Annotated in this window: 9 protein-coding genes; 6 read left to right on the forward strand and 3 right to left on the reverse strand. The window is 73.4% G+C overall.

The features are described 5' to 3' along the window. Positions 1 to 13 precede the first annotated feature (13 nt). Together ACZ518_RS14605 and ACZ518_RS14610 are read left to right on the forward strand one after the other, a co-directional pair. A complete protein-coding gene (locus ACZ518_RS14605) occupies positions 14 to 1,045 on the forward strand; it encodes a LacI family DNA-binding transcriptional regulator (protein ID WP_469113368.1) in 1,032 nt (343 codons plus the stop codon). Positions 1,046 to 1,140: 95 nt separating this feature from the next. Beyond that, on the forward strand, positions 1,141 to 2,055 hold the full coding sequence (locus ACZ518_RS14610) for a phosphatase PAP2 family protein (protein ID WP_469113369.1): 915 nt from the start codon (positions 1,141 to 1,143) through the stop codon (positions 2,053 to 2,055). Here ACZ518_RS14610 and ACZ518_RS14615 read toward each other — a convergent pair. Continuing rightward, complete coding sequence (locus tag ACZ518_RS14615; protein WP_469113370.1) at positions 2,052 to 3,629, reverse strand: amidohydrolase; 1,578 nt, start codon at positions 3,627 to 3,629, stop codon at positions 2,052 to 2,054. The genes ACZ518_RS14610 and ACZ518_RS14615 overlap by 4 nt on opposite strands. 259 nt (positions 3,630 to 3,888) lie before the next feature. Between ACZ518_RS14615 and ACZ518_RS14620 the strand changes: the two genes are divergently transcribed. Then, positions 3,889 to 4,482 (forward strand): dihydrofolate reductase family protein, encoded by a 594-nt coding sequence (locus ACZ518_RS14620; protein ID WP_469113371.1) that lies wholly within the window; start codon positions 3,889 to 3,891, stop codon positions 4,480 to 4,482. A 51-nt stretch (positions 4,483 to 4,533) separates the two neighbouring features. Here ACZ518_RS14620 and ACZ518_RS14625 read toward each other — a convergent pair whose 3' ends face one another. Then, a complete protein-coding gene (locus ACZ518_RS14625) occupies positions 4,534 to 7,521 on the reverse strand; it encodes a bifunctional [glutamine synthetase] adenylyltransferase/[glutamine synthetase]-adenylyl-L-tyrosine phosphorylase (protein WP_469113372.1) in 2,988 nt (995 codons plus the stop codon). A 190-nt stretch (positions 7,522 to 7,711) separates the two neighbouring features. Here ACZ518_RS14625 and ACZ518_RS14630 point away from each other — a divergent pair, with 190 nt between their 5' ends. The 3 genes from ACZ518_RS14630 (at position 7,712) to ACZ518_RS14640 (ending at position 13,284) form a co-directional block, all read left to right on the forward strand. Continuing rightward, complete coding sequence (locus ACZ518_RS14630; RefSeq protein ID WP_469113373.1) at positions 7,712 to 10,261, forward strand: PIG-L family deacetylase; 2,550 nt, start codon at positions 7,712 to 7,714, stop codon at positions 10,259 to 10,261. 201 nt (positions 10,262 to 10,462) lie between these two features. After that, positions 10,463 to 12,541 (forward strand): PIG-L family deacetylase, encoded by a 2,079-nt coding sequence (locus ACZ518_RS14635; RefSeq protein ID WP_469113374.1) that lies wholly within the window; start codon positions 10,463 to 10,465, stop codon positions 12,539 to 12,541. Between the two features lie 56 nt (positions 12,542 to 12,597). Beyond that, a complete protein-coding gene (locus ACZ518_RS14640; RefSeq protein WP_469113375.1) occupies positions 12,598 to 13,284 on the forward strand; it encodes a hypothetical protein in 687 nt (228 codons plus the stop codon). Between the two features lie 59 nt (positions 13,285 to 13,343). Here the strand turns inward: ACZ518_RS14640 and ACZ518_RS14645 are convergent, their stop codons facing one another. Then, a complete protein-coding gene (locus ACZ518_RS14645; RefSeq protein ID WP_344153501.1) occupies positions 13,344 to 14,705 on the reverse strand; it encodes a glutamine synthetase family protein in 1,362 nt (453 codons plus the stop codon). Positions 14,706 to 14,733 lie beyond the last annotated feature (28 nt).

A 14,733-nucleotide genomic window follows, 5' to 3' on the forward strand; every position in this document is an offset into this window, starting at 1 on the left:
ACAGTCCAATCCCGTGACCGCACGGCTAGCCGACATCGCAGCCCAGGCGGGAGTCAGCGAAGCCACAGTCAGCCGCGTGCTCAACGGCAAGCCCGGTGTGGCCGCGGGCACCCGTGAGTCCGTGCTGGCCGCGCTCGACGTGCTCGGCTACGAGCGGCCCGTACGGCTGCGGCAGCGCAGCGCGGGGCTCATCGGGCTGATAACCCCCGAGCTGGACAACCCCATCTTCCCGGCGCTCGCGCAGGTCATCGGCCAGGCGCTGACCCGGCAGGGGTACACGCCGGTGCTGGCGACGCAGACGCCCGGCGGGTCCACGGAGGACGAGCTGACCGAGATGCTGGTGGACCGGGGGGTCTCCGGGATCATCTTCGTCTCGGGGCTGCACGCCGACACCACCGCCGACATGGGCCGTTACGACCAGCTCCGGGCCCAGGGCGTGCCGTACGTCCTGATCAACGGTTTCTCCGACAAGGTGCGGGCCCCCTTCGTCTCCCCCGACGACCGGGCCGCGATGCAGCTCGCGGTGACCCACCTGACGGCGCTGGGGCACACCCGGATCGGCCTCGCGGTCGGCCCGAAGCGGTTCGTGCCGGTGCTCCGCAAGATCGAGGGCTTCCGGGTCGCGATGCGGGACCGGCTCGGGCTCGGCGAGGCCGAGGTGGAGGAGCTGATCCAGCACTCCCTGTACACGCTGGAGGGCGGTCAGGCCGCCGCGGCCGCGCTCGTCGCGCGGGGCTGCACGGCGGTGGTGTGCGCGAGCGACATGATGGCGCTCGGCGCGATCCGGGCCGCCCGGCAGCAGGGGCTGCGGGTTCCGCAGGACGTGTCGGTGGTCGGCTTCGACGACTCCCCGCTCATAGCGTTCACCGATCCGCCGCTGACCACCATCCGGCAGCCGGTGCAGGCCATGGGGCAGGCGGCCGTACGGACCCTGCTGGAGGAGATCGGCGGTACGCCGGCCCCCCACAGCGAGTTCGTGTTCCTGCCCGAATTGGTGGTCCGCGGCTCGACGGCCTCGGGGCCGGCGCAGCGGCGTACCCCCTAGGGGTTACCGGGTAGTCCCAGGGGCGGAGGAGGGGCGTGGAAGACCGTCCCGAGGGATGATCGGAGGGGGTAACGCATCTGGCAGACTCTCTGCCCATGGGTGAAGCGAGCGTGAAGACACTGGAAACTCCCCCAGCCACCGCCGGGGGCACCGCCAGGACGGACGTCTCGTCAGCCACCGTGACGGGGGACGACACCCGTCCGGAGCCGGATGCCGCGCTCCTGACCCGGCTGCGGACCCCGCGCCGGCCGCGGATCTGGTTCGAGGTCCTGCTGATCGCCGTCAGCTACTGGACGTACTCGCTGATCCGCAACGCCGTGCCCGAGCAGAAGGCGGCCGCGCTCGCGAACGCCGACTGGATCTGGTCCGTGGAGCGCGGGCTCGGCATCGCCGTGGAGCAGTCCGTCAACCACGCCGTGAACTCGGTGACGTGGCTGGTCGTCGGTATGAACTACTACTACGCGACGTTGCACTTCATCGTGACGATCGGTGTGCTCGTGTGGATCTACCGCTTCCATCCCGGGCGTTACGCCGCCACCCGCCTCGTCCTCTTCGCCACCACGGGCGTCGCCCTGGTCGGCTACTACCTCTACCCGCTCGCGCCGCCCCGGCTGATGAACGGGGGGCACTTCATCGACACCGTGCTGGTGCACCACACCTGGGGTTCCATGGCCTCGGGGAACCTCAAGCACATGTCGAACCAGTACGCGGCGATGCCCTCCATGCACATAGGGTGGTCGCTCTGGTGCGGGCTGACGATCTTCGCGGTGGCCTCCGCGCCGTGGGCGCGGATCCTGGGGCTGCTGTACCCGACGGCGACCCTCGTCGTGATCGTGGCCACCGCCAACCACTTCTGGCTCGACGCCGTCGGCGGTGTGCTCTGCCTGGCCTTCGGGTACACCGTGTCCCGCGCCTGGTACGGATCGCTGCCGCACCGGCTGCCGCGCCGGCCGGTACCCACCGGACCGCACCCGGTGTCGGAGCTGCTGAACCGCCTCCGCCGGGCCTAGCCCCTGTGTGTGATCCGGCCGCCTGACATCGTCAGGCGTACGGGGGCCTCCGCGAGTTCGTCGGGGGCGGCGGTGACCGGGTCGAGGGCGAGGGCCGTCAGGTCCGCGCGGCAGCCCGGGGCGATGCGGCCCGCGACGGCCTGTTCGCCCGCCGCGAGCGCCGCGTGGGAGGTCATGCCCTCCAGTGCCATCAGCCCGGTCAGGGCCCGGCCGCCGGATGCGGCGCCGCGGGGGCGCAGGGCGGTGGCGAGGACCTGGCGTGCGTCGTGGTGGGCGATGGGCCAGTCGGAGCCGAGGGCGAGGACCGCGCCGGCGTCGCGCAGGTCCCGGCAGCGCCAGGCGCGGCCGGCGCGTTCGCTACCGAGCCGCTTCGACCACTCGTCGGTGTGGTCGGCGCGGGTGTACGCCGTGTGCGGGGGCTGCATGGAGGCGATCACCCCGAGCTCGGCGAACCGCTTCAGCTGGTCGTCGGGGACGGTCTCGACGTGCTCGATCCGGTGCCGCATGCGGGCCCCTTCGCCGAGGGCCGCGACCGTGTCCAGGACGTGCCGGACGGCGGCGTCGCCGATGGCGTGGGTGGCGGTGCGGACCCCGGCCGCGTCGAGGAGGCGTACGGCCCGCGCGTACGCGTGCGGGTCGGGCCAGAAGGCCTCGGTGCCCTGGCCGTGGCAGTCGGCGTGCTCCAGCCAGGCGGTGCCTCCCTCGACGGTGCCGTCCATGAAGAACTTGACGCCGCCGACCTGCCAGTGGCGTCCGTGGACGCCCTGGAGCCCGATCAGCCGGGCCAGTTCCTCCTCGTCGGCGCCGGGCATGCACCAGGGGGCGAGGCGCAGCCGCAGCGGCAGGTCGGTCTCGTACTCGACGGTGGCGAGGAGGGCGGGTACGTCCCCGTCGCCGAGGTCCATGACGTGGGCACCGGTGAGCCCGGTGGCGGCCATGGCGTCGAGCAGGGCGAGCAGGCGGGCGCGGCGCTCGGCGGGGGCGGGCTTGGGGGCGAGGGCGCCGGCCAGGGACATCGCGGCGTGTTCGACGAGGTGGCCGGTGGGGCGGCCGTCGCCGTCGCAGACGATCTCGGAGCGCTGGCCGAAGGCGCGGGGCCCGGTGATGCCGGCGGCGGCCAGGGCCGGGCCGGTGGCGAGGGCGGAGTGGCCGTCGTAGAGGCGCAGGAAGGCGGGGGTGCCGCCGAGGACGTCCTCGACGAGGTCCCGGTCGACGGGGCGGCCGCCGAAGGCGTTGTGGTCGAGGCCGAAGCCGAGGACCCAGCCGCCGGTGCGGTCGGCGGTGCGCAGGGCGGAGCGCAGCTGGTCGAGGTCCCGGACGTGCGAGAGGTCGGTTCCGGTGGCCGTCTCGACGCCCCAGACGGGGTGGCTGTGCGCGTCGGTGAGGCCGGGGGTGAGGGTGGCCCCGCCGAGGTCGAGGACCTGGGTGGCGGGGCCGAGCCAGTCGCGTACGTCGGCCGCGTCGCCGACGGCCGCGATCTCGCCGCCGCGTACGGCGACCGCGCCGGCTTCGGGGCGGGCGGGGTCGAGGGTGCGGACGCGGGCTCCGGTGAGGACGGTGTCGGCAGCGGGCACGGCGGCGGTTCTCCTTCTGGGCTCGGGAGGCCATCATGTCGCGCCGGCACCGGCGGTGGCAGGCGTGCGTTCACATCCATTCATTGCAATGAACCAGGATCCGACCTTGCGTTCAAATCAGATCCGTTGCAACGATTTCCCCTACTTGACCTGCAAATACCGCCCGCCCCACCCGTCATTCGATTGCCCGGTCAGTGAACGCTGCATAGCTTTCCCCTGTCGCGAACGAATCCGAAGGATCAGGAAGCGAGGCATTCCCATGCGCATCGTGCTGGGTGAATTCATCAGCCTGGACGGCGTCGTCCAGGCGCCGGGGCACCCCGACGAGGACACCGACGGCGGCTTCGCCCACGGCGGCTGGACGCACCCGTTCTTCGACCCGGAGGTGATGGGCGGCGCCCTGTCCGACTGGATGGCGACCACCGAGGCCCTGCTGTTCGGGCGCCGCACCTGGCAGACCATGGCCGCGGCGTGGCCGGAGCGGGCGGGCGACCCCTTCGCCGACCACATGAACGGCATCGCCAAGTACGTCGTGTCCGGCACGCTCGCCGAATCCGACCTGACGTGGAACAACACCACGCTCGTCCCCGGCGACGAGGCCGTCGCCCGGATCCGGAAGCTGCACGAGACCGAGGGCGGCGACCTGGTGGTCATGGGCAGCGCCGCGCTGGCCCGGACCCTGCTGGCCGAGGACCTGGTCGACGAACTCCGGCTGATGATCATGCCGGTGGTCCTCGGCGGCGGCAAGAAGCTCTTCCCGTCGGACGGCAGGCTGCGCACCCTGGAACTGGTCTCCACGGTCGTCAGCGGCACGGGCGTCCACGTCTGTACCTACCGCCGGGCGGCGGCGTAACCACCCCCGCCGTACGGGCCGGCCGCCCTCCGGGGCGTCCGGCCCTCCGGCCTACGCCCCGTAGAACAGCTCGTCCACCACCGCGCGGGCGCGGCGGGTGGTGCGGCGGTAGTCGTCCAGCACCTCGCCGACCTTGCCCTCCGGGTAGCCCAGGTAGCGGCCGACGGCGGCCAGTTCGCGGGCGTCCGAGGGGAAGGTATCCCCGGCGCGGCCGCGGACCAGCATGACGGCGTTGCGGACGCGGGTGGCGAGGACCCAGGCCTCGTCGAGGATCTGCGCCTCCTCCGTCGGGAGCAGACCGGCGGCGTGGGCGGCGGCCAGGGCCCGGCGGGTGCGGGTGGTGCGCAGGCCCGGCTCGGCCCAGGCGTGCTGCATCTGGAGCAGCTGGACGGTCCACTCGACGTCGCTGAGCCCGCCGCGGCCGAGTTTGGTGTGCAGGGTGGGGTCGGCGCCGCGCGGCATGCGTTCGGACTCCATGCGGGCCTTGAGGCGGCGGATCTCGCGGACCGCGTCCTCGCCGAGGCCTTCGGTGGGGTAGCGCAGCGGGTCGATCAGCTCGATGAAGCGGTTGCCGAGGTCGACGTCGCCGGCGACCGGCTCGGCGCGCAGCAGGGCCTGGCTCTCCCAGGTCAGGGACCACCGCCGGTAGTAGGCGGCGTAGGAGGACAGGGTGCGTACGAGGGGCCCGGAGCGGCCCTCGGGGCGCAGGTCGGCGTCGATGAGGAGCGGCGGGTCGGCGGTGGGCAGCTGGAGCAGCCGGCGCATCTCGGCGATGACGGTCTGGGCGGCCTTGGCGGCCTCCTGTTCGTCGACGCCCTCGCGGGGTTCGTGGACGAACAGGACGTCGGCGTCGGAGCCGTAGCCCAGTTCGTGCCCGCCGAAGCGGCCCACACCGATGACGGCGAAGCGGGTGGGGAGGGTCTCGCCCCAGTGGTCGCGCACGGCGGCGCGCAGGGCTCCGGCGATGGTGGCGGCGGTGAGTTCGGAGACGGCGTCGCCGACCCGGTCGACGAGGGCGCCGCAGTCCTTCTCGGCGGGGCTGTCCTCGGTGCCGTAGGAGGCGATGATGTCGGCGGCGGCGGTGCGGAACAGCTCGCGGCGGCGGACCCCGCGCGCGGCGGCGACGGCGGCCTCCCCGTTGTCGGCGCGGCCGACGGCGGCGAGCACCTCCTGTTCGAGGGCCTCGTGCGTACGGGGCTGGAGGCCTTCGGGGTCGCCGAGCAGGGCGACGGCCTCGGGGGCGCGCATCAGCAGGTCGGGGGCGAGGCGTCCGGCGGAGAGCACGCGGGCGAGGTTCTCGGCGGCGGCGCCCTCGTCGCGCAGCAGGCGCAGGTACCAGGGGGTCTTGCCGAGGGCGTCGGAGACCTTGCGGAAGCCGAGCAGTCCGGCGTCCGGGTCGGCGGAGTCGGCGAACCAGCCGAGGAGGACCGGAAGCAGGGTGCGCTGGATGGCGGCCTTGCGGCTGACGCCGGAGGCGAGGGCCTCCAGGTGGCGCAGGGCGGAGGCCGGGTCGGCGTAGCCGAGGGCTTCGAGGCGCTGGCCGGCGGCGCGCGGGGAGAGCCGGGTCTCGCCGGGGGCGAGCTGGGCGACGGCGTCGAGCAGGGGCCGGTAGAAGAGCTTCTCGTGGAGGCGGCGCACGACGGAGGCGTGCCGGCGCCAGGCCTTGTTGAGCTCGGCGACGGGTTCGGTGCGCAGGCCCATGGAGCGGCCGAGGCGGCGCAGGTCGGCCTCGTCCTCGGGAACGAGGTGGGTGCGGCGCAGACGGTAGAGCTGGATGCGGTGCTCCATGGCGCGCAGGAAGCGGTACGCGTCGTGCAGCTGGGCGGCGTCGGCGCGGCCGACGTAGCCGCCGGCGGCGAGGGCGTGCAGGGCGTCGAGGGTGGTGCCGGAGTGCAGGGTGGCGTCGCTGCGGCCGTGGACGAGCTGGAGCAGCTGGACGGCGAACTCGACGTCGCGCAGGCCGCCGGGGCCGAGTTTGAGTTCCCGGTCGACCTGGGCGGCGGGGATGTTGTCGACGACGCGGCGGCGCATCTTCTGGACGTCGGCGACGAAGTTCTCGCGTTCGGCGGCCTGCCAGACGAGGGGGGTTATGGCGGCGACGTACTGGGCCCCGAGTTCGGGGTCGCCGGCGACGGCGCGGGCCTTGAGCAGGGCCTGGAACTCCCAGGTCTTGGCCCAGCGCTGGTAGTAGGCGAGGTGGGAGGAGAGGGTGCGTACGAGGGGGCCGTTGCGGCCCTCGGGGCGGAGGTTGGCGTCGACGGGCCAGATGCTGCCCTCGACGGTGGTCTCGGAGCAGATCCGCATCAGGTGGGAGGCGAGGCGGGTGGCGGCCTGGAGCGCCTTGTGCTCCTCGGCGCCGGCGACGGCCTCCCCGACGAAGATCACGTCGACGTCGGAGACGTAGTTGAGCTCGTTGCCGCCGCACTTGCCCATGGCGATCACCGCGAGGCGGCACTGGACGGCGTCCTCGGGGGCGGCCGCGGTCGCCATGCGCAGGGCCGCGCGGAGGGTGGCGGTGGCGAGGTCGGCGAGCTCGGCGGCGGTCTGCGCGACGTCGGTGGTGCCGCAGACGTCGCGGGCGGCGATGGAGAGCAGGCAGCGGCGGTAGGCGACGCGCAGGGCGACGGGGTCGTGGGCCCCGGCGAGGCCCTGCTCGAACTCGGCGAGGCCGGGGTGCAGGTCGGCGGCCTCGTAGGTGACGAGGGCCTGCCAGTCGCGGGGGTGGCGCGCGAGGTGGTCGGCGAGGGCCTCGGAGGCGCCGAGCACGCCGAGGAGGCGGTCGCGCAGGGGTTTGGCGCTGACGAGGGTGTCGAGGAGCAGGGGCAGCTCCTCGGGGGTCTGGGCCTCGGCGAGGCGGACCAGCCCGTGCAGGGCGAGGTCGGGGTCGGCGGTGGCGCCGAGGGCGTCGAGGAGGACCGGGTCGGCGCGTACGGAGGCCAGCGCGTCGGCGTCGAGGAGCCGGGCGGCGTGCGTGGGGTCGGTGAACCCGCTGCGCAGCAGCCTGATGAAGGTGCTGCTCCTGCGTCCCGGGACTGTCATCCCGCCGCCTCCCGAGTGTCTCGCTGCCGGCTGGTCCGGCCGGCCTGGGAGCGAGCCTAGCCGGAGCAGGCGTTCGACTCACCGGGCACCGTGGCCGATATCATGAGGCGGATTATCGGATTATCTGCTTACTTGTTAGATCTATGTCCGAGGGGCCCGGTCCCCGCCCGACCGGCCGCGAGGAGCCCCCATGTCCGACGGACCCGCCGGCTCCGCCGCGACCTCTCCTTCCTCACGGCAGCCCGACCCGTCCTCGACCCCCGCTGCACGTGTCCCCCAGCAGCGCGACGCCTCCGCCCTTCCGGCGGCCCCCGCCGAGGCCCCGGAGGGCCCGCACTCCGCGGACGCCGAGGCGGGCACGCCCGCCGATACGGGCCCCGAAGCCGCCAGGACCGCCGGGACCGCCCGGACCGAAGCCGCCCGGACCGCCCGGACCTCCGGGACCGAAGCCGCCGCGGCCCCGCCGGAGCCGGACGCCCCGGCTCCGGCGGGGAGCACCGAGGCCGAAGCCGCCGGGGCCCCGCCCGGGACCCGCGTGCCCGCCCAGGCGGGGAGTCCCGAGGCCGAAGCCGCCGCGACCGAGGCCGAAGCCGAAGCCGAAGCCGCCGCCGAGCGGTACGGGGCCGGTCCCGTGCCAAGCCCCGGCGCAGCCGCCCGGCATCCGGTCGCCCGGAAGATCGTCAAGGCCGTCGGCCTCGTCGCCGCCACCGCCGCCGGCAGCATGCTCATGATCCGGGGCAACGAAGCCCTCGGCGCCCTCGACGTGCCCACCGCCGCCGATTCCAGGGCCACCACCGCCACCGCCGTGGACGCCCCCGACCCCGGCCGGGTGCTCCAGATCGTCGCCCACCCCGACGACGACCTGTACTTCATGAACCCGGACCTGCGGTACTCCATAGCCGCCGGCCACCCCGTCACCTCCGTCTACCTCACCTCCGGCGAAGCCGACGGCATCAACGCGGGCGCCGCCAAGCAGGCCTCCACCCGCCCCGACAAGCCCGCCTACGCCGAGGCCCGCCAGAACGGCATCCGCGCCGCCTACGCCAAGATGGCCACCGGCGACCGCAGCAGCGCCTGGAAGCGCACCGTGGTCCCGACCAAGGGCGGCGGGCAGGCCGAGGTGGACGTCCTCGTCGCGAAGCCCGAGGTCAACCTCGTCTGGCTCCAGCTGCGCGAGGCCGGCAACGTCTACGCGGACGTCCCCGACAGCCTCCACGGCCTGTGGGACGGCCGGGTCCCGCACCTGGAGTCGGTGCTCGCCTCCGGCTCCCCGGTCAGGCAGGGGTTCACGTACACCAAGGACCAGGTCGTCCGGACCATCGAGGGCATCCTGGAGCGCTACCGGCCCACCACCATCCGCGCCCAGGACCCGTCCCCCGGCCGGTTCCAGGACACCAAGCGGTACACCGACCACCAGGACCACTTCTACGGCGCCCGGTTCGTGCAGATGGCCACCGCCGCCTACGCGCAGGAGGTCAAGGACCGCCCGCACTTCGCGGTGCAGAACTACATCGGCTACTTCAACGGCTCGCTCCCCAGCTCCCTCGACCCCGGCGAGGCCAAGGAGAAGCTGGACATCCTGGACACCTACGCCTGGCTCGACAAGGAGAACCACTGCGGCAGCGAGGCCGGCTGCGGCGACCTCAAGGTGGCCGACCGCCCCTCCGGCAACCGCTGGACCCAGACCGTCAACTACGCCCGCGGCACCAGCACCTCCTGGCTGGCCTCCGACGCGGAGCACGGCCTGTGGGCCTTCAAGGTGCTCGACGGCCAGGTCGCCGTCTGGCACCGCGAGGGCCTGCTCGGCAGCTGGACCGGCCCCCGCCTGCTCGCCGGAACCGGGATGGACCAGGGCATATCCACCGTCACGCTCAAGGACGGCCGGATCGCCGCCTTCGGCACCCGCACCTCCTTCGGCGACAAGCCGGCCGACTACCTCCGCGAGGTCGTGTACGCGGTCCAGCAGGCCCCCGGCTCCGGGGAGTTCGGCCCCTGGCAGTCGCTCGGCACGCCCGAGGGCGCCGACGACACCTGGACCTCCGACATCAGCGCGCCCGCCGTGTCCGTCGACGGCACCGGGGCGCTCGCCGTCTACGTCCGCGACGGGGCCTCCACCCTGCGCGGCCGCGTCCGGCGCCCCGACGGGGAGTGGGGCCCGTGGGACTCCCTAGGCGGCTCCGACCTGCACGGCACCCCGGCCACCGCGACCGACGGGGCCGGGCGGCGGATGGTCTTCGCCGCCACCACGAAGACGGTGACGGCCTGGGCCCAGCCGGAGCCCGGCGCCCCGCTGGGCCCGGCCACCCCCACCGGACTGCCGGACACCACGCTCCCGCTGACGGCGCAGGGGCGCGAGGGCGGCGTGCGGCTGTGGTTCCGCAAGCCGGGCTCGGGCAACGTGCGCTCGGCGCTGGTCACGGCCGGCGCCGGGCTCAAGGTGGACGGCCCCACCGAGCTGGGCGGGCTCCAGGGCTTCGGTCCGGTGACGGCGAGCGGACACGTACTGGCCGGCCGCTCGGCGGGCGGGCAGCTGGGCGCGGACGTCGCCCCGGGCGAGGCGTGGCAGCGCTCACCGCTGCTGTTCGTCGAGGCCCCGTCCAGCACGACGACCGGGAAGAACCTGGTCAGCCTGGCCGTGGTCGGCCTCGACGCGCGGCTGTACGTCACCTCCTCGACGGACGACCCCGACGCCTACCTCGCCCCGTGGCAGCCGGTGGGACCGCGCAACACCGCCCCCTAGCGGGCGTCTTGTGGGGGGCGGCCGCGTCCACGATCCGGGCGGTTGGCCCGGCCACGGCACCGGCAGGGCACAATCACAACCGGTCGTTTTCGGAAAAGTGTGCGTCATCGGCGAAATCGGTGAACCAACTCCCCCGTTTTGGCCTCTCACTGACTGCACAGCGGTTCTTCCTGCCCGAAGCGACCTCAAGAGGCCGTGACCATGCCCCTTTCCCGCCGCCGCTTCCTCCTCGCGGCCGTGCTGCCCATGCTGACCGTGGGCGCCTCCGGTGTCCTCTCCATCACCTCCGGCCAGCAGACCGCGGCCGAGACCGGCGAGGGGAAGAACCCGGCCGCCGCCCTGCCCGCCAGCACCACCTCCGGCACGGTCGTCCAGATCGTCGCGCACCCCGACGACGACCTCTTCTTCATGAACCCCGACCTCAGCCGCTCCCTGCTGGCCGGGATCCCCGTCACCACCGCCTACCTCACCTCCGGCGAGGCCGACGGCCGCAACGAGGCGCGCGGCGGCGAGGCCAAGGACCCGGAGCAGCCCGCCGACCGCGCCCAGTACGCGGAGGCCCGGCAGAACGGCATACGGTCCGCCTACGCGCAGATGGCCACCGGGGACCGCACGAGCGCGTGGAAGCGCACGGTCATACCCACGGCCGGCGGCGGACAGGCCGAGCTCGACGTCCTCGTCGCCCGCCCGCAGGTCAACCTGGTCTGGTTCCAGCTGCGCGAGGCCCGCAACCCGGCCGCGGAGAACCCGGACAGCCTGCGCGGCCTGTGGAACGGGCGGATACCGGCGCTGGAGGCGCAGCTCACCACCGGCACCCCGGTCAAGCAGCAGTTCTCGTACACCAAGGACCAGGTGGTCCGGTCGATATCCGGGATCCTGGAGCGGTACCGGCCGACGACGATACGGATGCAGGACCCGACGCCCAACCGGTACGCGGACACCGGCAAGTACACCGACCACCAGGACCACATGTACGGCGCCCGCTTCGTGCAGGCCGCCACCGCCCTGTACGCCGAGCAGGTCACGGACCGGCCGCGGTTCTCGGTCCAGAACTACCTCGGCTACCACAACGGCACCCTCCCCCACGCGCTCGACCCGCAGACCGCCGAGACGAAGACCGGCTTCCTGAAGACGTACGCCTGGCAGGACCGGGCCGACTACTGCGGCGGCTCACCCTCCGGCTGCGGCGACCGCAAGGTGGCGGGCAGCCCCACCGGCCGCCACTGGGCCCAGTCGCTGCGCTACGCCCGCGCCGACACCTCCTCCTGGCTCACCGAGGGCGCCCCCGGCCGGCTCTGGGCCTTCGCCGTACTGGACGGCCGGATGGCCGTCTGGAACCGCGACCGGGCCGGGACCTGGACCGGGCCGGCCCTGCTCCCCGGCACCGGCATCGACCCCGGCGCCACCACCGCCCGCCTCCCCGACGGCCGCGTCGCGGTCCTCGCCACCCGCACCACCCTCGGCCCCCGGCCGGCCGACTACCGGCGCGAGGTGGTGTACGCCGCCCAGACCGCGCCCGACGGCCCGTTCGGGGCGTGGCAGTCGCTGGGCACCCCCGAGCAGGGGGACGAGCCGGGCACCTCGGCCATCAGCGCCCCCTCCGCCGCCGGCGACGCCGAGGGCCGCCTCACCGTCTACGTCCGCGACACCCGCCGCACCCTGCGCGCCCGCGTGCAGCAGCCGTCGGGGGCCTTCACCGACTGGCAGCAGCTGGGCGGTGAGGACCTCCAGAGCGACCCGATAGCCCTCGTCGACTCCGCCGGGCGGCGCCACGTCTACGCCACCACCACGAAATCCGTCCTGGCCTGGACGCAGCCGGCCCCCGGCGCCCCGCTCGCCGGTCCGTACCCCACCGGGCTCCCCGCCACCACGGTCCCCTTGTCGGCGGCCCGGGACGGCGCGGGCATCCGGCTCTACTTCCGCCGCCCCGACTCCGGGGTGGTGCGCACCGCGCTCGTCACCGCGGGCCCGGGCGCCCCGCAGGTCTCCAGCGTCTCCGAGTCCGGCGGCCGGGCGGGCTACGGCGCGGTCGGCGTCGCGGGCCGCACGGTGACGGGCCGCGCGGACACCGGCACCGTCGCCGCGACCACCCTGGGCGGCCCGCCCGCCTGGACGGAGTCCCGGATGCTGTACGCGGGCGCGCCGTCGGCCGTCCTCGACCCGTCCGGCACCACGACCACGGCGGTCCTGGGCCTGGACGGCCTGCTCCACACCACGACCGCCCGCCCCGCGGCCCCCCACCCCACCTGGCACCCGGCCGTCCTCCAGCCCCCCGCCTGACCCGCCGATATCCTGGGAGGAGCATTGGGGGCATTCCCGTCCCGGAGGGCAGCACGATGAACCGGCACCGCCACCTCACGCTCCTCGCGGCCCCGCTCCTCCTCTCCTCGGCCGCCGTCGCCTTCGCACCCCCGGCCGCCCCGGCACCGGCGCCGGCCGCCTCGTGCGAGCTGGTCGCGACCGGGGAGGCCGGGAGCGGCCCGTACACCCTCGTCCTGGAGGGCTTCGAGCCGAACCAGTCCGTCACGATCAAGGGCCCGAACACCAGCCAGCGCACCCGGGTCGGCGACGAGGGCACCCTCGACAAGCAGGGCGTCCGCTACGGCCAGTACAGCGTCCACACCAAGGGCAAGCGCATCGGCTGCCTGACCCCGCCCCGGGAGAAGCACGACGGTGGCGGCAAGCAGGGCAAGGTGCAGGTCACCAAGGTCGAGGTCATCACCCTCACCAAGCCGGGCACGGTCGTCGACTGCACCAAGCCGAGCCGGGCCGAATTCGACGGCAAGATCACCGGGTCGGGCAACGGCAAGGTCCCCTACTACTGGACCTACGCCTCCAGCAGCGACCCCTTCGGCTCGGGCACGGTCACTTTCGGCCCCGGCGTCGGCAGCGTCTCCCTGCTCAAGGTCGTCGAGCTCTCGCCGACGGTGAACGGCATGTCGCCGAGCGTCTTCGTCACCTTGCACGTGGGGAACCTGTCGGCCCGCAGCGACCAGGTGACCCTCACCTGCGCCAAGCCCTGAAACGGCTCCGGGCCCCCGGTCAACCGACCGCGGGCCCGGAACGGCAGTACGGCCGGCGCCTACAGCACCGGCAGGTTCTTGCGGAGTTCGAAGGCCGTGACCTCCGAGCGGTATTCCTCCCACTCCTGCTTCTTGTTGCGCAGGAAGAAGTCGAAGACGTGCTCGCCGAGGGTCTCGGCGACCAGTTCGCTGCGCTCCATCAGGGAGATGGCCTCGCCCAGGTTCTGCGGGAGGGGTTCGATGCCCATCGCGCGGCGTTCGGCGTCGGAGAGGGCCCAGACGTCGTCGTCGGCGCCCGCCGGGAGTTCGTAGCCCTCCTCGATGCCCTTGAGGCCCGCCGCCAGGAGGACGGCGTAGGTGAGGTACGGGTTGGCGCCCGAGTCGATCGAGCGGACCTCCACCCGTGAGGAACCGGTCTTGCCCGGCTTGTACATCGGGACGCGGATCAGGGCCGAGCGGTTGTTGTGGCCCCAGCAGATGTACGAGGGGGCCTCGCCGCCGGAGCCGGCGGTGCGGGAGGAGCCGCCCCAGATGCGCTTGTAGGAGTTGACCCACTGGTTGGTGACCGCGGCCGTCTCCGCCGCGTGCTTCAGCAGGCCCGCGATGAAGGAGCGGCCGACCTTCGAGAGCTGGTACTCGGCGCCCGACTCGTAGAAGGCGTTGCGGTCGCCCTCGAAGAGGGACAGGTGGGTGTGCATGCCGGAGCCCGGGTACTCGGAGAAGGGCTTCGGCATGAAGGTCGCCTGGACGCCCTGTTCGAGGGCGACCTGCTTCATGACCAGGCGGAACGTCATGATGTTGTCGGCCGTCGAGAGGGCGTCGGCGTAGCGGAGGTCGATCTCCTGCTGTCCCGGGGCGCCCTCGTGGTGGCTGAACTCCACCGAGATGCCCATGGATTCGAGCATGGTGATCGCCTGGCGGCGGAAGTCCATGCCCACGTTCTGCGGAGTGTGGTCGAAGTAGCCGGAGTTGTCGGCGGGGACGGGGCGGGTGCCGTCCAGGGGCTTGTCCTTCAGCAGGAAGAACTCGATCTCCGGGTGGGTGTAGAAGGTGAAGCCCAGGTCGGAGGTCTTGGCCAGGATGCGCTTGAGGACGTAGCGCGGGTCCGCGAAGGACGGGGAGCCGTCCGGCATCAGGATGTCGCAGAACATCCGGGCCGTCCCGGGGGCCTCGGCGCGCCACGGCAGTATCTGGAAGGTCCCCGGGTCCGGCTTGGCGATCATGTCGGACTCGTAGACCCGGGCGAAGCCCTCGATCGCGGAGCCGTCGAAGCCGATGCCCTCGTCGAAGGCCTGCTCCAGCTCGGCGGGGGCGACCGCGACGGACTTCAGGAAGCCCAGCACATCGGTGAACCACAGGCGCACGAAGCGGATGTCGCGCTCCTCGAGCGTCCGGAGGACGAATTCCTGCTGCTTGTCCATGCCTTCATCCTCGCAGTTCAGACGATCT

The sequence above is a fragment of the Streptomyces sp. NPDC033966 genome (assembly GCF_055575955.1).

Coding starts and splice junctions, on each gene's coding strand:
- ACZ518_RS14625 (WP_469113372.1), bottom strand. CDS start 7,521: ATGACAGTCCCGGGACGCAGGAGCAGCACCTTCATCAGGCTGCTGCGC.
- ACZ518_RS14640 (WP_469113375.1), top strand. CDS start 12,598: ATGAACCGGCACCGCCACCTCACGCTCCTCGCGGCCCCGCTCCTCCTC.
- ACZ518_RS14635 (WP_469113374.1), top strand. CDS start 10,463: ATGCCCCTTTCCCGCCGCCGCTTCCTCCTCGCGGCCGTGCTGCCCATG.
- ACZ518_RS14645 (WP_344153501.1), bottom strand. CDS start 14,705: ATGGACAAGCAGCAGGAATTCGTCCTCCGGACGCTCGAGGAGCGCGAC.
- ACZ518_RS14620 (WP_469113371.1), top strand. CDS start 3,889: ATGCGCATCGTGCTGGGTGAATTCATCAGCCTGGACGGCGTCGTCCAG.
- ACZ518_RS14630 (WP_469113373.1), top strand. CDS start 7,712: ATGTCCGACGGACCCGCCGGCTCCGCCGCGACCTCTCCTTCCTCACGG.
- ACZ518_RS14610 (WP_469113369.1), top strand. CDS start 1,141: ATGGGTGAAGCGAGCGTGAAGACACTGGAAACTCCCCCAGCCACCGCC.